Origin of the sequence: Geothrix sp. (assembly GCF_030219325.1) — a bacterium.
In the GTDB taxonomy this organism is placed as follows: Bacteria; Acidobacteriota; Holophagae; order Holophagales; family Holophagaceae; genus Geothrix.
This window is the reverse complement of record NZ_CP126625.1, coordinates 2,035,550-2,052,972: the sequence shown is the minus strand read 5'-3', so window position 1 is coordinate 2,052,972 and position 17,423 is coordinate 2,035,550. Positions and strand designations below refer to the sequence as shown.

At 69.1% G+C, this 17,423-nt stretch carries 16 protein-coding genes; 7 read left to right on the top strand and 9 right to left on the bottom strand.

Translation table 11 applies throughout. The features are described from left to right. Positions 1-53 precede the first annotated feature (53 nt). Entirely contained in the window at positions 54-830 is a 777-nt protein-coding gene (locus QOZ81_RS09260) for an enoyl-CoA hydratase-related protein (RefSeq protein WP_291198614.1), read from the bottom strand. Positions 831-877: 47 nt separating this feature from the next. Here QOZ81_RS09260 and nadC point away from each other — a divergent pair, with 47 nt between their 5' ends. Next, positions 878-1,726 (top strand): carboxylating nicotinate-nucleotide diphosphorylase, encoded by an 849-nt coding sequence (nadC, locus tag QOZ81_RS09255; protein ID WP_291198617.1) that lies wholly within the window; start codon positions 878-880, stop codon positions 1,724-1,726. A gap of 52 nt (positions 1,727-1,778) precedes the next feature. Beyond that, entirely contained in the window at positions 1,779-3,992 is a 2,214-nt protein-coding gene (locus QOZ81_RS09250; protein ID WP_291198619.1) for a S9 family peptidase, read from the top strand. Between the two features lie 48 nt (positions 3,993-4,040). On the opposite strand, the gene QOZ81_RS09245 is transcribed toward QOZ81_RS09250, so the two are convergent. From QOZ81_RS09245 to lipB, 4 genes are all read right to left on the bottom strand, one after another. Next, positions 4,041-5,558, bottom strand: coding sequence for a TolC family protein (locus QOZ81_RS09245; protein ID WP_291198622.1), 1,518 nt, complete (start codon positions 5,556-5,558; stop codon positions 4,041-4,043). A gap of 144 nt (positions 5,559-5,702) precedes the next feature. Continuing rightward, positions 5,703-6,842 (bottom strand): acyl-CoA dehydrogenase family protein, encoded by a 1,140-nt coding sequence (locus QOZ81_RS09240; protein ID WP_291198625.1) that lies wholly within the window; start codon positions 6,840-6,842, stop codon positions 5,703-5,705. A gap of 130 nt (positions 6,843-6,972) precedes the next feature. Then, positions 6,973-8,721, bottom strand: coding sequence for a sensor histidine kinase (locus QOZ81_RS09235; protein ID WP_291198628.1), 1,749 nt, complete (start codon positions 8,719-8,721; stop codon positions 6,973-6,975). A gap of 64 nt (positions 8,722-8,785) precedes the next feature. Beyond that, positions 8,786-9,913, bottom strand: a complete 1,128-nt coding sequence (gene lipB / locus QOZ81_RS09230) for a lipoyl(octanoyl) transferase LipB (RefSeq protein ID WP_291198631.1) — start codon at positions 9,911-9,913, stop codon at positions 8,786-8,788. 84 nt (positions 9,914-9,997) lie between these two features. Between lipB and QOZ81_RS09225 the strand changes: the two genes are divergently transcribed. Then, positions 9,998-11,227: an NAD(P)/FAD-dependent oxidoreductase gene (locus QOZ81_RS09225; RefSeq protein WP_291198634.1), complete on the top strand. Its 1,230-nt coding sequence runs from the start codon at positions 9,998-10,000 to the stop codon at positions 11,225-11,227. On the opposite strand, the gene QOZ81_RS09220 is transcribed toward QOZ81_RS09225, so the two are convergent. The 3 genes from QOZ81_RS09220 to QOZ81_RS09210 form a co-directional block, all read right to left on the bottom strand. Next, positions 11,224-12,234 (bottom strand): type I glyceraldehyde-3-phosphate dehydrogenase, encoded by a 1,011-nt coding sequence (locus QOZ81_RS09220; RefSeq protein ID WP_291198637.1) that lies wholly within the window; start codon positions 12,232-12,234, stop codon positions 11,224-11,226. The genes QOZ81_RS09225 and QOZ81_RS09220 overlap by 4 nt on opposite strands. Continuing rightward, positions 12,231-13,241, bottom strand: a complete 1,011-nt coding sequence (locus QOZ81_RS09215) for a type I glyceraldehyde-3-phosphate dehydrogenase (RefSeq protein ID WP_291198640.1) — start codon at positions 13,239-13,241, stop codon at positions 12,231-12,233. The genes QOZ81_RS09220 and QOZ81_RS09215 overlap by 4 nt, the downstream gene beginning before the upstream one ends. A 97-nt stretch (positions 13,242-13,338) precedes the next feature. Beyond that, the gene (locus tag QOZ81_RS09210; protein WP_291198643.1) at positions 13,339-13,563 is read right to left on the bottom strand and encodes a helix-turn-helix domain-containing protein; all 225 of its coding nucleotides are present in this window, start codon (positions 13,561-13,563) and stop codon (positions 13,339-13,341) included. Positions 13,564-13,704: 141 nt separating this feature from the next. On the opposite strand from QOZ81_RS09210, the gene pyk reads away from it, so the two are divergent. Beyond that, the gene (gene pyk, locus QOZ81_RS09205; RefSeq protein WP_291198646.1) at positions 13,705-15,126 is read left to right on the top strand and encodes a pyruvate kinase; all 1,422 of its coding nucleotides are present in this window, start codon (positions 13,705-13,707) and stop codon (positions 15,124-15,126) included. Positions 15,127-15,135: 9 nt separating this feature from the next. Beyond that, on the top strand, positions 15,136-15,663 hold the full coding sequence (locus QOZ81_RS09200; RefSeq protein WP_291198649.1) for a DinB family protein: 528 nt from the start codon (positions 15,136-15,138) through the stop codon (positions 15,661-15,663). Here the strand turns inward: QOZ81_RS09200 and QOZ81_RS09195 are convergent. Beyond that, positions 15,642-15,938 (bottom strand): hypothetical protein, encoded by a 297-nt coding sequence (locus QOZ81_RS09195; RefSeq protein ID WP_291198652.1) that lies wholly within the window; start codon positions 15,936-15,938, stop codon positions 15,642-15,644. The genes QOZ81_RS09200 and QOZ81_RS09195 overlap by 22 nt on opposite strands. Before the next feature lie 48 nt (positions 15,939-15,986). Here QOZ81_RS09195 and QOZ81_RS09190 point away from each other — a divergent pair, with 48 nt between their 5' ends. Both QOZ81_RS09190 and QOZ81_RS09185 read left to right on the top strand, forming a co-directional pair. Beyond that, positions 15,987-16,160, top strand: coding sequence for a hypothetical protein (locus QOZ81_RS09190; protein ID WP_291198655.1), 174 nt, complete (start codon positions 15,987-15,989; stop codon positions 16,158-16,160). A 32-nt stretch (positions 16,161-16,192) separates the two neighbouring features. Beyond that, a complete protein-coding gene (locus QOZ81_RS09185; protein WP_291198657.1) occupies positions 16,193-17,419 on the top strand; it encodes a CinA family nicotinamide mononucleotide deamidase-related protein in 1,227 nt (408 codons plus the stop codon). Positions 17,420-17,423 lie beyond the last annotated feature (4 nt).

Here is a 17,423-nt window from a genome sequence, read left to right as displayed (position 1 = left end):
TGTCAAAAAACAACGGGCCATGCGGCCCGCTGTTTTTCTGAAGATGGCAATGACTACAGGCCCTTGAAGGCCGCCTGACGCTTCTCCAGGAAGGCGCCCATGCCCTCCTGCATGTCCTGGGTGGCGGCGAGGAGGCCGAAGAGGGAGGCCTCGTACTGGAGGCCCTTGTCCTGGGCCATCTCCAGGCCATCGTGGACGGCGGCCAGGGCACTGCGCAGGGCCAGGGGGCCGCGAGAGAGAATGGTCTTCGCCAGCTTCTCGGCGGTGGCCCTGAGGTCGGCCTGGGGCACCACCCGGCTGACGAGACCCATGCGCAGGGCATCGGCGGCGGAGGTCATCTCGCCGCTGAGGATCAGGTCCAGGGCCACGCCCTTGCCCACGAGGCGGGGCAGGCGCTGGGTGCCGCCATAGCCGGGGATGACGCCCAGGCTCACCTCGGGCAGGCCGAAGCGGGCGTTCTCGCTGGCGATGCGGATGTGGCAGGCCAGGGCCAGCTCGCAGCCGCCGCCCAGGGCGAAGCCGTTCACGGCGGCGATGACCGGTTTGGGCAGGCCCTCGATGCGCTGGAAGACCGCCTGGCCGCTGAGGGCCTGGATGCGGGCCGCCGCGGTATCCAGGCTTCTCAGCTCGGCGATGTCGGCCCCGGCCACGAAGGCCTTCTCGCCGGCCCCCGTGAGCACCACCACGCCCACTTCGGCATCGTGCTCCAGGCCGGCGAAGATCTGCTCCAGCTCCTTCAGCACCTCGTTGTTCAGGGCGTTGAGCTTCTCGGGCCGGTTGAGGGTGACCCAGGCGATGCGGTCAGCTTTCTCGACGAGGACGAAGGACATGGGGGCTCCTGGTGTGCGGTCATTGTACGCTGGGGACGGAGTATCCGATGTTCCATCACCCGCATCCCGAAACCTACCGCGAGCAGCTGGGCGCCTTCCTCCGCGAGGACTGGGGCACCCAGGACTGGACCACGGCGGCCGTGCCGGATCGGCCCATGGTGGCCCGCGTCGTCGCCAAGGGTGACCTGGTGCTGGCGGGCCTTCCCGTGGCCCGGGAGGTCTTCCGCCTCACGGACCCCGCCCTGGCCGTGTCCCTGCGGGCCGAGGACGGCCAGCGCGTAGCCAGGGGAGCTGAAGTGCTGCACATCGAGGGCTCCAGCCACGGGATCCTGCTGGCGGAGCGGGTGATGCTGAACCTGCTGCAGCGGCTCTCGGGGACGGCCACGCTCACCCGGAAGTTCGTGGACGCGATCGAAGGCACCGGCGCCCGCATCCTCGACACCCGCAAGACCACGCCGGGCCTCAAGCTGCTGGAGAAGTACGCCGTGCGCTGCGGGGGCGGCGTGAACCACCGGCTCACCCTGGGCGATGGCGTGCTGCTGAAGGAAAACCACCTGGCGGCGGCGGGCGGCGTCCGGGCCGCGGTGGAAGCGGCGCGGCGAAGTGCGCCGAACCTGGTGAAGATCGAAGTCGAAGCCGAGACCCTGGGCCAGCTCAAGGCCTGCCTGGAATTGCCGGAAGTGGATGGCGTGCTGCTGGACAACATGAGCCTGGAGCACATGCGCGAGGCCGTGGCCCTGCGGGACCGCAGCGGGCGGCGCCTGTTCCTCGAAGCCAGCGGCAACCTCACGCTGGAGCGGGCCCGGGCGGTGGCCGAGACCGGCGTGGACTTCCTCAGCGTCGGGGCCCTCACCCACAGCGCCCCGGCGGTGGACCTCAGCCTGCGGATGGACTGAGCGCAGACACCCGGACATGATGAAGACCTCAAGTCACGAGGCAGGAGGTCCTATGCGTTCGATGCGGTGGGGTGGCGTTCTGGCGGCCCTGGTCCTGGCGGGTCCCATGTGGGCCCAGGAAACCCGGCCCATGACCTTCATGGACGTGATGGAGATGCGGGGCGTGGGCAGCGGCTCCCTCTCGCCCGATGGGGCCCGGGTGGTCTACACCGTGAACCTGCCCCATTGGAAGTCGGGCAAGAGCTACACGGACATCTTCGTGGCGGATGCCGCCAGCGGCGTCGCGCGGCAGATGACCTTCACCCGCGAGAAGAACGAGACGAGTCCCCAGTGGGCGGGGGATGGCCGGCGCCTGGCCTTCCTCAGCGACCGCGAAGGCAGCCAGCAGGTGTACCTCATGTCCGTGGAGGGCGGCGAAGCCCGCAAGCTCACGGAGGCCAAGGATGGCGTCCATGCCTTCGCCTTCAGCCGGGATGGGAAGTGGCTGGCCTTCAGCGCCGGCAAGGCCGAGGACCGGCAGCTCTCGCTGGTGGATCTGGCCACGGACGAACTGGCGGTCACGGCCCTGCCCAAGCACGCCACGCCCATCCGCGACTTCGCGTTCACCGAGGATGGCGGTCGCATCTTCTTCACCAGCCCCGACCGGATGGACAAGGATGACCTGAAGCGCAAGGAGAAGAAATTCGACGTGCGCCTCGCGGATCCAGAGCAGGCGCCGGCCCACCTCTGGTCCATGGATCTGAAGGACAAGACGGAGAAGCGCTGGACCGAGGGGGCTGACTTCACGATCACCGCCTTCCAGCTGTCGAAGGATGGCCGCTGGGCCTCGTACCGGGCCCTGCCCGCGGCCCGCGGCCTTGGGGACATCACCCAGGAGGAGGCCAGCCTCCACCTGCTGGACTTGGGCAGCGGCAAGGCACATCCGGTGCTGGAGAAATACGCACGGTTCTCGGCCTTCTCCCCGGATGGGCAGTGGGTGGTCTACGCCGCGCCCGAGCGCTTCGAGCGCCTGCGCAACGAGAAGCTGTGGGTGGTGCCTTCGGCGGGCGGCGCGGCGAAGAACCTGATGGCGGGGAAGGACCTGAGCGTGTCCGCGGCCAGCTGGAGCGAGGACTCGCGGACGCTTTACTTCACCGAAGCCGTGGGCGTGGACCAGCACCTCTTTGCGCTGTCGGTGGCGGATGGGGTGATGACCCAGCTGACGAAGCAGACCGGCGTCCTGGCGGGCAGCTACAGCCATGAAGCCAGGGCCTTCCTCCTGACCTACAGCCATCCCCGCAAGCCGCTGGACCTGTATGTGGCGAAGCCGCAGACCGTGGGCTCGGCGGCAGCCTGGGTGAAGGTGTCCGATGCGAACCCCCAGGTGGCGAAGCTGTCCCTGGCCACCACGGAGACCGTACGCTGGAAGGCCAAGGACGGCGTCGAGGTGGAGGGCCTGCTCATCAAGCCCCTGGGCTATGAGAAAGGGAAGCGCTATCCCCTCATCGTGCAGCTGCACGGGGGACCTGCGGCGGCGGAGATGAACAGCTTCCAGGGCCGCTACGTGACCTACCCCCACGTCTACGCCGCCGCGGGCTACGCGGTGCTCCAGCCCAACTACCGGGGGTCGACGAACTACGGGGAGGCCTTCACGCGCCAGATCGGCGGCAACTTCATGCGCCTGTCCTACGGCGACATCCTCAGCGGCGTGGACCACCTCATCCAGGAGGGGATCGCAGACCCGGACAAGCTCGGCATGATGGGCTGGAGCGCCGGCGGTCACCTGTCCAGCTGGACCCTGACCCAGACGGACTGCTTCAAGGCCATCAGCACCGGGGCCGGCGCCGTGAACTGGATCTCCATGTACGCCGAGAGCGACGTGCAGAGCGTCCGCGAGTTCTACCTGGGCGGGAAACCCTACGAGGCCTGGGACAACTTCGTGAACGAATCGGCCCTGAAATACATCAAGAACGCGCGGACGCCCACGCTCATCCACGTGGGGGAGGCGGACCAGCGCGTGCCCAAGCCCCAGAGCGACGAGCTCTACATGGCCCTCAAGAAGCTGGGCGTGCCGGTGGAGTACATCGTGTATCCCGGCATGCCCCACGGCCTCTCCGAGCCGCGCTACCAGCTGGTGAAGATGGTCAGCGAGTTCAACTGGTTCGAGAAGTGGATCAAGGGGAAGAAGGACTGGTTCGAGTGGAAGACGCTGCTGGACACGCTGCCGGTTGATGCGGAGGCCAAGTCTGAAACGCCCGCAGGCTCCGCCGCCCCACGGCGGAGGTAACTGAAAACGGGCCCCGTTCGGGGCCCGTTTTCAGCAGGGGATTGATCCCTACTTCACTTCCAGCTTCCGCGCTTCCAGCAGGTGGCCCAGGGCCTTCTCCAGGGCGGTGATGGCCTTGGCATAGGTGATCTGGGACTGCAGCTCGTTGCTCTTGGCGGTGTCGAGGTCGTTCTGCTTGGAGAGCACGAGGAAGTTGGTGCTCATGCCGTTCTCGAACTTCTTCTGCTCGGCTTCGAGGTCCTTCTCGCGGAAGTAGCGGGTCTTCTCGGCGGCGGCCACGCCCTTGGCGGAGGCGTCCACGTTGCGGAAGGCCTGCCGGGTCTCCAGCGTGATGCCCAGCTCCAGGTCGCGCAGGCCCAGCTCGCTCTGACGGCGGTTGGCCCGGGCCTGGGCCTGATTGCCACGGGCGGCCCGGTTCTGGAGGGGCAGGGCGAACTGGAGTCCCACGGTGTAGCCGGGGTAGGTGCCCTTGGTCAGGTCCTTGTTGACGGCCGCCAGGCCTTCCGAAGGGACCTGCGAGGCCGCGCTGCCGTTGTAGGTGGCGAAGGCGTCCAGCTGGGGCAGGGTGCGGTTGGCGGCGGCGGTCTCGAGGATCTGCTTGGATTCCAGATCCAGGCGGGCGCTCTTCAGCTCGATGCGGTTGGCCAGGGCCTGTTTCTCCGCCGCGGCCTCGTTCATCTCCAGGGCCTTCACGCTGGGGGTATCGGCCATCTCAAGACCGGCAGGGCGCTCGGAAGAGGGATAGAGGGCCCGGATGAGGGCGTCCTTCGCGTTCAGCAGCTGGGCCTCGGCAGCGATGATGTCCTGCTCGCGCTGGGCCACGGAGGCCTCGGAGGAGGTGACCTCGATGGGGGCCAGGGTGCCCACCTGCACGCGGATCTGGTTCTCCTTGAGCTGCTTCTGGGCCAGGTCAAGGGCCTGCTGCTTGTTCTCCAGGTTCCGCTGGCCGAAGACCACGTCCCAGTAGAGGGACTCGGTGCTGGCCACCAGGTCGATGATGGCCTTCTGGAAGCCGAGGTCCGCCGCCAGGGCGCTCTTCCGGGCGACGATGAGGCGGCTCTCGGTCGTGTCGCGGCCGAAGTTCCTCAGGAGGCTCTGGGTGTAGGTGGCGGCGAAACTGCCGTCATAGGGGTTGGTCGTATTGCCGGTGTAGAGGGTTCCCGCGTGGGAACTGTAGGTCGGGGCGTAGCTGAGGCTCAGGTTGCCACCCCAGCCGAAGGCCTTGGTGGACCCGACAGTGAGGCTGCGGAAGAAATTCGTTCCTTCCAGCTTGCCGAACGTTCCATCCGGGTTCTGGTACCGGATCCCGTCCTGGGTCTTGCTGATGCTCAGCCCGCTGGTCAGGTTCCAGTCGAAGGCCCCCTGCTCGATTTGCACACCGGCCCGGGTGAAATCGCGGGTCTCGACGGCGATCTGGACCTGGAGGTTGTTCTTCAGCGAGGTTTCGATGGCCCCCTGGAGGGTCAGCTTCGTGGGTGCGCCCGCGGGGGGCTGGACCTTGGGGGCCTCCTGGGCCACCAGGGAGAAGGCCACCAGCAGGGCCGGGAGGATCGGGAGACGCGTCATCACCACTCCTTGAAGATCGAAAAGAACTGCCTCGGGGACAGGCTGACTACGGACAAATGCAGGCCCCGGTTTAGATTAACCCTAATGAGGATCTCTCCCTCGCATCTTGAGGGCAAGGGCAATTTCATCGGTCGTTGAAAATCTTTACTTCAACAACTCCCGGGCGATGACCATGCGCTGGATCTCGCTGGTCCCCTCGTAGATCGTGGTGACGCGCACGTCGCGGTAGAGCCGCTCGACGAGGTACTCGCGGGAGTAGCCGTAGCCGCCATGGATCTGCACAGCCCGGTCACAGAGCCAGACGGCGCTCTCCGTGGTGAAGAGCTTGGCGGTGGCGGCCTCGACGGTGCAGGACTTCCCCGCCTCCTTGAGGGACGCAGCCCGGTAGACCAGCAGGCGGGAGGCCTGGAGGCGGGACTCCATCTCGGCCAGGTAGGTCTGGATCATCTGGTGTTCGCCGATGGGCTTGCCGAAGGAGATGCGCGCCTTGGCATAGGCCACGCTCTCGTCCATGGCGCGCTGGGCGATGCCCAGGGCCTGGGCTGCGATGCCGATGCGGCCGCCGTCGAGGCCGCCGAAGGCCACCTTCAGGCCATCGCCGGGCTTGCCGAGCATGGCGTCCTCGGGCACGAAGGCGTCCTCCAGGGCCACCATCACGGTCTTGCTGGAGCGAAGGCCCATCTTTTCCTCGGGTCGGCCCATGACCACGCCGGGCTGGTCCGCGTCGAGGATGAAGGCGCTGATGCCCTTCTTGCCCTTGTCGGGGTCCGTTCGGGCCATGGTGACGAAATACCGCCCCACGCCGCCATTGGTGATCCAGGCCTTGGCGCCGTTCAGCCGCCAGCCGCCATCCACGCGGGTGGCGCGGGTCTTCAGGGCCGCGGCGTCGGAACCCGCGTCCGGCTCGGTGAGCATGAAGCCGCCCAGCACCTCGCCGCTGGCCAGGGGCTTCAGGTACTTCTGCTTCTGGGCTTCGTTGCCAAAGGACAGGATGGGCGCGCAGGCCACGGAGTTGTTCACGCTCATGGTCACGGCCACGGAGGCGTCAGCGTAGGCGATCTGCTCCAGGGCCAGGATGTAGCTGAGGAAATCCACGCCCGCGCCGCCGTAGGATTCGGGCACGGTCATGCCGAGGAAGCCCATCTCGCCGAGCTGCTTCAGGATCTCCTTCGGGAACTCGCCGCTGGCGTCCCGCGCCGCGGCCCCCGGCTCGATCTCGGCCATGGCGAAGTCCTTTGCGGCCTCGCGGATGGCGGACTGGTCCTCAGTGAAATGGGGGAACATGGATACTCCGGAATTTATTCAAGATTACCAAGCGCGCGGCCGTCGAGGATCCGGGGCGGAAGGCCTCCGGACACGAACCACAGACCGCAAGCTCCGGGGATCGGGATCCCGCAGAAGGAATCCCGACTGGTCAGCCATCCACCAGCGGCAGCCGCAGGACGAAGGTCGTGCCGATCCCCGGCTGGGAGGCCACGGCCAGGGTGCCGCCGAGGTCGTGCATGAGCTGGCGGACGGAGGCGAGGCCCAGGCCCGTGCCCCGACCCGGCCCCTTGGTGGTGAAGAAGGGACTGAAGATCTTCTCCTGGACCTCGGGCGTCATCCCCTCGCCGCTGTCCTCCACCTCCACCCGGGCGATGGGCTTCCCGCCTGAGGCGGACCTCGAGAGCCGGATGAGGATGTCGCCTCCGTGGGGCATGGCATCGCGGGCATTGCCCACCAGGTTCACGAGGATCTGCTCGATCTGGGCGCGGGAGCCCAGCACCGGGATCCGGTCCTCGCCCAGCTCAAGTCGAAGGCTGATCTGCCGCCCCAGCAGCATGCGGAGGATGGTCTCCAGGTGGGACAGCTCCTCCCGGAGGCAGATGAGCCTGGGCGGAGCCTCCTCCATGTGCCCGAAGCTCATGAGCCGGCGGGTGAGGGCCGCGGACTGGTCCGCCGCCACGAGGATGTGGTCCAGGTCCTTGATCTCGGGGATCTGGCCATCCTCCAGCTTCATGCGGGCCAGCTCCGCGCAGGCGCGGACCGTGGCCAGGGTGTTGTTGAGGTCGTGGGCCATGCCCGCTCCGAGCACGGCCATGGCGTTCATGCGCTCGGTCCGCAACATGGCGTCCTGCATGACCTCCAGGTCCTGGGTCCGCTCCAGCACGCGGGTTTCCAGTGCCACTGACAGGTGCTGCAGGTCCCGCAAGGCAAGCCCGCCCCGGAACAGTCCGAGCCCGGCCATCCCCGCGGCCAGCGCCAGGATGACCGGGTCCAGGCGGGTCGGTGCCCAGGCCAGCGAGATCAGGACGAGGGCCAGGGATGTGGCCGCGGGCAGCATGGGCAGGATGCGGGCGGCGGGGGAGTGGTCCCGGATCTCCGAGCTGGGGGGCAGGCCCGGCTCGAGGGAGCGGGGGGCCAGGGGTGCCAGCAGGATGAAGAGCGCCGCAAGAAGGACCAGCAGATCCACCGGATCGCCGAGGTGATAGCGCCCGGCCAGGGCCAGTGGCACCTGGAGCATGACCTGCAGCATGGAGATCCCGAAGCCCAGCGTGATCCACCCGAGCGGGCCACGGAACCGGAAGGTCTGCCGGGCCCCCAGGTAGGCGCAGGTGCCCAGCACCATGGCGTTGCCCAGGAAGAAGGCCACCAGGGCCGTGCGTTCGAGACGGGAGGACTGCGACTGCCGGAAGAGGGGGCCCAGGGTGAAATACCAGCCCAGGAAGAAGGCCGACAGCGCGGCGCCGAGCCCATCCATGCCTTTGCGCCAGCGTTCGGATCCCGAGGCGGAGGTCAGGGGCCAGGCCAGTAGCGAGGCGATGATCAGGCCCAGGGACAGGAACGAGAACAGGTCCCCCCAGGCCGGGAAGGGTGGAGGGGTCCCGTGCCGGAACATGTGCAGGGTGGCCCAGCCCTGGTTGATGGCCTGGGCGAAGAGTCCCAGGGAGAACAGCCACCAGCCCCGCTGCGCGTCCGGCTCGCGCCGGGAGCGCTCCAGCGTCAGCAGGCCCGCATGGGCGAAGACGAGGGTGTTCAGCGAGTTCAGGCCCAGGCCCCGGGCGGCGGGGGCAAGCAGCAGCGTGCCCAGGCCCAGGGCGCCATAGCCCATGAGCAGCCATGCCGTGGACCTCGGCCAAGTGCCGAGTCGATCAGGCGGGGTGGCGGGGTCCAAGGGGGGCATGGTGATCTGGGACCTTCATCGGTCCCGGGGAGAGCGGCCATGAGTCCTTGGCGGACGAGATGGATCAGACGGCGAGGGCCTTCCGGAGGAGGGCCACGGCGGCCTTGGAGCCTTCCCACTTCATGCGCTCCTGGGCCTCGTCCAGGCCGCACCAGAGGTACTCGCTGTGCTCCAGGGGCTCGAGGCGGACCTGGGCCTCGGGTGCCACTTCCATGGAGAAGCAGACCTCGGTGTTGAAGCGCGGCTCCGCATCCGGAAAGCGTACGATGGTGGGATCCACCCAGAAACTGTGGGACAGCCCGAGGGGGCGCAGGGTCCCCGTGAGTCCCGTCTCCTCCGCCAGCTCCCGGTGCGCGGTCTGCTCGGGCGTCTCCCCGGGTTCCATCATGCCGGTGACGCTCTGCCACCAGAGCCCGTGCTCGGGCACGCGCAGCATCATGAGGATCTCGGGGCCGGCCGCGGTCCGGCGCCAGGTCAGGGCGGACACGCTGCGGCTGGGTGACCGCGCAGGCTGGAGGTCCAGGGCCAGCAGCTCGACGAGGTGGGCCTGGAGGCGGTCGGCGGCTGCTTCCCAGGTGGGGCTCGCCTCACCCAGAAGGGAAGCCAGGCTGCACACGCCCTTGTCGGTGAAGCCGCAGGGCGTGATCCAGCGGAAGTGATCCAGGTTCGGCCGCACGTTGAAGGCGATGCCATGGGTGCTGATCCACCGGCTCAGATGCAGGCCGATGGCGCCGAGCTTCTCTGGCCCCCGCGGCGTGTGCACCCAGATGCCGGGAGCGCCCTGCAGCCGGTCGGCCACCACGCCGAAATCCCGCGCCGTGCGGATCATGGCCTCCTCCAGGCCACGCACGAGGCGACCCACGTCCTCGCGGCCGCCGCGCAGGTTGCAGATGGGGTAGGCCACGATCTGTCCGGGCCCGTGGTAGGTCACCTCGCCGCCGCGGTCCGTGCGGTGGACGCTGACCCCCTGGGTCCTCAGGAAGTCGTCGCTCATGTGGATGTCGGCGGGCGTGGCGTTGCGGCCCAGGGTGAAGACCGGATCGTGCTCCAGGATCACCAGCTGGTCGGGCCGGTCCTCGGCGCTCACGTGCTCGGCCAGGGCCTTCTGCATCCGTAGACCCGCGGGGTAGAACACGCGGCCGAAGCGGCGGAGCTGGGCGGGGCGGGGGACGGAGAAACCGAAGGCGGCCATGGATCGAGTGTACCCGGATGGTACGGCCTACAGCTGCCCAGGGCCCGCCTGCCCTTGAAGCGCGGCCTGGGCCATGATGGAGCCATGGCAAAGGTCATCGTGGTGGGCGGCGGGGCGGCGGGGCTGGTGGCCGCCTGGCGGGCCGCCTCCCTGGGGCACCAGGTGCGGCTGCTGGAGGCCAACGGCCGCCTGGGCGTGAAGCTCCGCATCAGCGGCGGAGGCAAGTGCAACATCACCCACGACGGTTCGCCGAGGTCCCTGCTGGAGGCCTTTTCCAAATCCCAGGCCCGGTTCCTCCGGCCCTCTCTGCTGGCCTTCGACAACCAGGCCGTGCTGGAGCTGCTGCACCGCGAAGGCGTCGAGACCTACAGCCGCGACAACGGGCGGATCTTCCCGGCGGATCGCCCGGGCAGCGCGGGCGCGGTGGTGGCGGCCTTTGAGATGCTGGTCCGCCGGGCGGGGGTCGACGTGCACACCGGCGCCCGGGTGACCGCGCTGCGGGGACAATCGCCCCGCCTTGACGGCCTGGTGCTGGACGGGGCCCCCATCGCCGGGGAAGTGTTCATCCTCGCCACGGGGGGCGCCAGCTACCCCGAGACGGGAACCCGCGGCGAGGTGCTGGGCTGGCTCAGGGGGCTGGGCGTGCCCGTGCGGCCGTGGTTTCCGGCCCTGGCGCCGATCCCACTGCAGCGCCCCCGTCCGGCGTGGGAAGGGGTCTCTCTGCGGGACGGCGAGCTCCGCCTGACAGCCGGTCCCGAGGGACGCAGGCTTTCAGCCTTCCGGGGGGACGTGGTCTTCACCAAGGCGGGCATCAGCGGTCCTGCCGCCCTGGAGCTGAGCCAGGCGACTGAGCAGGCGCGCCGCGAGGGGGCGGCCTGGCTGAGCTACGCCTCGATCCTGCAGCCAGCCGAGACCGTGGATGCGGCCGTGCTGGAAGAGCAGCGGGCCAACCCCAGGCTGCTGGCCGCCACCTGGCTCCAGCGGCACCTGCCCGAGCGGCTGGTGGCGCCCCTGCTGCAGGAGGCAGGGCTGGAGCGGACCCTCATGCTCAAGGATCTGCCGAAGGCCGGCCGGAAGGCCCTGGTGGCCCTGGTCACGGCGCTGCCCCTGGGCGAGCCCCAGCCCGTGCCCCTGGCCCGGGGCGAAGTGGCCGCGGGCGGGGTGGACCTCGCCGCCGTGGACCCCAGGACCATGGCCCTGCGGGGCTGGGAGAACCTGCGCGTCTGCGGCGAGCTGCTGGACGTGGACGGCCCCGTGGGCGGCTACAACCTGCAGGCCGCCTTCAGTACGGGGTTCGCGGCGGGGTCGATCTAGATCTTTCCCGCCAGATCCTCGACGAGCTCGCACAGGCGCGCGGCGTAGGCGGTCTCGTTGTCGTGCCAGCCGAAGACCTTCACGAAGCGCGACCCCAGCACCATGGTCAGATCCAGGTCCATGACCACGCTCTCGGGGCGCCCGGTGATGTCGCAGCTGACCGTGTGGGGTTCGGCGAGGGCGACGATCCCGCGCCAGGGACCGGCGGCCGCGGCGGCGAAGGCGGCGCGCAGACCGGGGACATCCGCATCCCGCCGCAGCGTGGCCACGAGGTCCACGAGGTTGACGCTGAGGGTGGGCACGCGCAGGGCCACGCCATCAAAGCCCGGGGGCAGGCCGGGCATGGCCCGGTGCAGGGCCCCGAAGGCGCTGGAGGTGGTGGGGATGATGCTCTGGAAGGCCGCCCGCCCGCGCCGCCGGTCCTTGTGGGGCAGATCGAGCAGGCGCTGGTCGTTGGTGACCACGTGGACGGTGCTCATGCCCGCGTGCTCGAGACCGAAGGCCTCCTCCAGGATCTGGAGCATGGGCGCCGTGGCGTGGGCCGTGCAGCTGGCATTGGAGATGACCCGGTGCCTCGCCGGATCCAGCTCGGCGCCATTCACCGGGGCGATGACCGTGAGGTCCGCGTCGGGGCTGGGGGCACTGATGACCACGTGGGAGACGCCGGCCTTCATGTGCCGCGCGGCGTCGGCCCGCTTCGTGAAGCGGCCGCTGGCCTCCACCACCAGCCGCGTCTCCGCCGGGAAGGGGATCAGCTCAGGATCCCGGGCGTGGAAGAGCGGCACGCGGCACTCGCCGAGCAGGAGGAAGTCCTGGCCCGCTTCCGTGCAGCCATCGACGGCGAGGGCGCTGCGCCCATGGACGGAGTCGAAGCGGAGCAGCTGGACCACCTGGTCGAGGGGCGCGGGGTCGTTCACCGCGCCGAGCAACTCGGGCCGGGACGCGCCGAAATGGCGCACCGCGAGTCGGCCGATGCGGCCCAGGCCGTTGAGGGCGAGGCGCCTCATCGGCCGCTCCCTTCCAGCACGAGGAGGCAGAGGTCCTTCAGTCGGGCCGCATAGCCCCACTCGTTGTCGTACCACCCGAAGACCTTGGCGAGCCGCGGGCCCAGCACTTTGGTGAGGAAGGGATCGTAGAGGCAGCTGGCGGTGCTCCCCACCAGATCCGCGCTGACGAGCTCGGCGTCCAGCACCTCGAGGTAGGGCGAGAGCGGACCCGCCTCTGCGGCCGCCCGGAACGCCGCGTCGATGGCGGCGGGGGTGGCATCGCGGTGCAGGGTGGCCGTGAGGTCCACGATGCTCACGTCGGGCGTGGGCACCCGCACGGCGAGGCCGTCGAGGCGACCTTCGAGGTGGGGCAGGATCAGGCCGAGGCTCCGGGCGGCGCCGGTGCTGGTGGGGATCATGTTCAGGGCGGCGGCCCGGGCCCGGCGCAGGTCCTCATGGGGCAGGTCCAGGATGCGCTGGTCGTTGGTGTAGCTGTGGACCGTGGTCATGAAGCCGTATTCGAGGCCGAAGGCGTCGTCCAGGACCTTGACCATGGGGGCCAGGCAGGTCGCAGTGCAGCTGGCGCCGGAGAGGATCCGGTCCCTATCCAGATCCAGGGTGCCTTCGTTCACGCCGAGGACCACGGTGCGGTCCGCGTCCGGCGAAGCATCGCTGATGAGTACGTGGCCGACGCCATCCCGCAGGTGGCGGCCGGCCTCCTGCCTCCGGGTGAACCTCCCCGTGCACTCGAGGACCAGCTCGGCGCCAAGCGATCCGAAGGGCACCGATCCGGGATCCGGTTCGGCGAAGACGCGGATGCGCTGGCCATCCAGGAGGAGGAAGTCGCCCTCGGAGCCGACCGGGACCTCGGCCCGGCCATGCACCGTGTCGTACGTCATGAGGTGGGCCAGGGTGGCGGCGTCGCTGAGGTCGTTGACGGCCACCACCTTCACGTGGGGATGCCCCACCAGCTGGCGCAGGGTGAGGCGTCCGATGCGCCCCATTCCATTGATGGCCACCTGCTTCACGATCCCCCCGGAATTCTTTGTTGTAGCGGCCCCGGTCCGGCCTGTCGAAAGAAAAGCCCGGCGCGGGGCCGGGCTTTGACACATGGACAAAGGGAGATCAGCTGGCGAGACTTACGCGGCGCAGCCGGCTCGGCGGGGCCTCGAGCTTCTTGGCCAGGGTGTTCCGGTGGATGCCCAGCTCGCGGGCGGCGGCGCTGTGGTTGCCCTCATGGGCGGCCAGCACCTCCTCCAGGTAGACCCGCTCGAACTCGCGCCGGGCCAGCTCCAGTGGAATGCCGCCACGCACCATTTCGGCTACGAGCGTTCGCAGCTTCTCTCGCATTCCGTCTTCTCCAACAACCGTATCGGGAGAACGAAGGTATCACCGCGATGACGCAAGGGAAAGGGCCTGTGATAACTTTGTAACGCGGGCCCAGCATGTGGAAAAGTGTGTGGAATGCCTGTGCAAGCGATGGGGGATGATGTGCGCAAGACCAAACTCGTGATGACCTTGGGGCCTGCCCTCATGCAGGGCGACCGGCTGCGGGAAGCCTTGAAGGAGGCGGATGCGGTCCGCTTGAATGCCAGCCATGGGGACCCGGAATCGCGGTCCGAGGCCCTGGAGAAGGTCCGTTCCATCGCCCTGGAGCTGGGCCGCTCGATCCCGGTGTTCCTCGACCTGCAGGGACCCAAGTGGCGCGTTGGCCTGCTGGAGGCGCCCGTGGACCTCGCCGAGGGCAGCGAGGGCGTGTTCTACACGCCGGGCACGCCCGTTCCCACCGGCTTCGCCTGGGCGGCACCCCTGCCGCACCCCGAGCTCTTCGAAGGCGCGGAGCCCGGCCAGCACTGGCTGCTGGATGACGGCGCCATCACCGTGAAGATCCTCGCCAAGGGCACGGACCTCCTGAAGGCCGAGGTGGTCATCGGTGGCCCGCTCAAGGCGCGGAAGGGCGTCCATCCCATCGGCATGGACATCAACATGGATCCGCTCACCGAGAAGGACCACGTCGACATCAAGTGGGGCGTGGAGCACAACGTGGATCTCTTCGCCCAGAGCTTCGTGCGCCGGGCCTCGGACGTTCAGCAGCTGCAGGCCATCATCCACCACCTGGGTGGCACCCAGCCCATCATCGCCAAGATCGAGCACCCGACGGCCCTGGCGCACCTGGGCGAGATCCTCGACGTCAGCTGGGGCGTCATGGTGGCCCGGGGCGACCTGGGCGTGGAACTGGGCGTGGAGCGCGTCCCCGGCCTGCAGAAGCAGATCATCAAGGCCGCCCGCAAGGCGCTGAAACCGGTCATCACCGCCACCCAGATGCTGGAGAGCATGATCGAGCACGCCCAGCCCACCCGGGCCGAGGCCAGCGACGTGGCCAACGCCATCTGGGACGGCACCGACGCCGTGATGCTGAGCGCCGAGAGTGCCTCGGGCGCCCACCCCGTCGAGGCCGTGCAGTGGCTGGCCCGCATCGCGGCGGAGGCGGACGCCAACGTGAAGCAGCGGGCCACCACCCTGCCCGAGGACCTGGCCGAGAAGGTGCTGGCCCGCACGGACATCTCCGTGGCCTTTGCCGCCTGCCGCACGGCCGAGGAGATCAACGCCCGCTGGATCGTGGCCTTCACCGAGGGCGGCGGTACGGCCCGCATGGTGAGCCGCCTGGCGGGGCGGACGCCGGTCCTGGGGGCCACCGTGGACGAGCTGACGGCCCGCCGCATGGGCATCCTGCGTGGCGTGACCGCGCTCATCATCCCCCGCGTGGCCAGCACGGACGAGATGGTGGAGGCGGTCCGCGAACTGCTCATCGCCAAGCACGGCGTGGGCAGCTTCGATCGCGTGGTGATGACCATGGGGCTGCCCCTGTGGAAATCCGGCACCACGAACACCATGAAGGTGATGACTTTCTAGGAGGTAGCCATGGGCCTCAAGCGACCCCTGCCAAGCGAATATGGCGAAGCCTACGCCCACTACCTGGGGGCCACGCCGGAGGGTGACCTCCTGGCGGTGCTCCAGGCCCAGGGGGCGGAGGTGGCGGCCCTGTTCGGGGCCCTCACCGAGGTCCAGGGCGCCTACCGCTACGCACCCGGCAAGTGGAGCCTGAAGGACCTGCTCCAGCACCTCAGCGATGCCGAGCGCATCTTCGCGTACCGCACCCTGCGCCTGGGCCGGGGGGACGCCACCCCCCTGCCGGGCTTCGAGGAGGATGACTACGCGGCGGCGGCCAAGGCCGATGAGCGCACCCTCGCCGACCTGCTGGCGGATTTCCGCGCAGCGCGGGAGGCCACCCTCACTCTCTGCCGGAGCCTGCCGGAGGCGGCCTGGGACTTCAAGGGCACCACCAGCGGCAAGCAGATCACGACGCGCTGCATCCCCTACATCATCCACGGCCACGCGGCGCACCACTTGGCCGTGATCCGGGAGCGCTACCTGCCGGGATTGAAATAGTCCTTCCAGTCCTCGAAGGCTCCCATCAGCTTGTCCAGCTGGGTCGTCTCCGTGGTGCGGAAGCGGCTCACCAGCTTCCAGCCCTGGGCCACCTTCTGGTAGCGGTGCAGCCAGAGGAAGGGGCCCTCCCAGTCGCCCTCGGGATCGGTCTTCGTCTGCACCAGGAAGGCCACCGTGGTCCAGGGGCCCCGGGCGAGGAAGCGCCGCCCGAGCTCCCGGATGCCCGACTCCTCGTCGGATTCCAGCACCAGGTCATCGAGGTCGGGCACGATCATGGGAACACCTCGGGCAGTCCCCTCATCCTATAACCCCGGAGGCAGGTCATGGAAAAGCTGATGGGCTTCGTGGGTGCCACCGTGGGCAGTCTGGCGGGCTGGTATCTCGGTGCCCTGGTGGGTTTCACCACCGGGGTGGTCCTGAGCATGGTGGGCACCGGCTTCGGACTCTGGGCCGGGCGCTGGGTGACGCAGCGGTGGCTGGAGGGCGGAAGCCTTTGAGCTTTGCCCGGCCCCATGGTTCCATTCCATCCATGCGCATCGAATGCATCGCCATCGGCACGGAGCTGCTCACCACGCGGCGCCTGGACACCAACTCGGTCTGGCTGGGGGAGCGGCTGGCCGGCCTGGGCCTGGCCTTCCACCGCAAGACCGCCGTGGGGGACAGCCGCGAGGAGCTGGCCGGGCTGTTCCGCGAGGCGCTGACGCGCTCGGACCTCATCCTCACCACGGGCGGACTCGGCCCCACCTTTGACGACTTCACGAAAGAGCTGTTCGCGGAGATCCTCAGCGTGGACCTGGTGGAAGATGCCGCCAGTCGGGCCGACATGCTGGCCTTCTATGCCGCCCGCAACCGGGTGCCGCCCCAGGTGAACTTCAAGCAGGCCCTCATCCCCGTCGGTGCGGAGCCGCTGCGGAACCAGGTGGGCACGGCCCCCGGCGTGTGGTGGCAGGACCCGCCGGGCCACCCCGGCGTCCGGATCGTCATGATGCCGGGCGTGCCCCGCGAGATGAAGACGATGTGGGAGGAGCGGGTGGAACCACGGCTCCGGCCCCTGGCGGGCCAGCCGGTGCACACGCTGCGCATGGTCGTGTGTGGCGTGCCCGAGAGCAACCTGGACGAGCGCACCCGGGAGGCCCGCGAACGGCATGGCCACCTCGACTGGACCATCCTCGCCAACCTCACCCAGGTGGAGCTACTGGCCCGGGGCCCCGAACCCCGGTTGCTGGAAGCGGCCCGCCTCGATTTCGAGCCGGTGCTGGGCGATGACCTGGCCAGCGTGGGAGACGGGAACCTGGAAGACGCCATCCTGGATCAGCTGAAGGCCCGGGGCGAGACCCTCGCAGTGGCCGAGAGCATGAGCGGGGGCCTGCTCGCCTCACGCCTGACGGCCATTCCCGGCGCCAGCACGGCCTTCCTGGGGGGCGCGACGGCCTACACCGTGGCGGCGAAGACCGCCCTCCTGGGCCTGGATCCAGCCTGGCTCGCCCAGGTGGGTACGGTCTCCGAGGCCTGCGCCGTGGCCATGGCCGAGGCGGCGCGGCGACGCCTGGGTTCCACCTGGGCCCTGGCCATCTGCGGCAATGCCGGACCTGGCGCCGAAGGCGGGGCTCCCGTCGGATCGGTCTTCATCGCCCTGGCCGGTCCGCACGGAACGCAGGTGCGCGCGCCGAGGATGGCGGGGGACCGGGCGGAGATACAGCTGCGCAGCACCGCCCAGGCGCTGGATCTGCTGCGGCGGTCCCTGCGGAACGGCTGATACA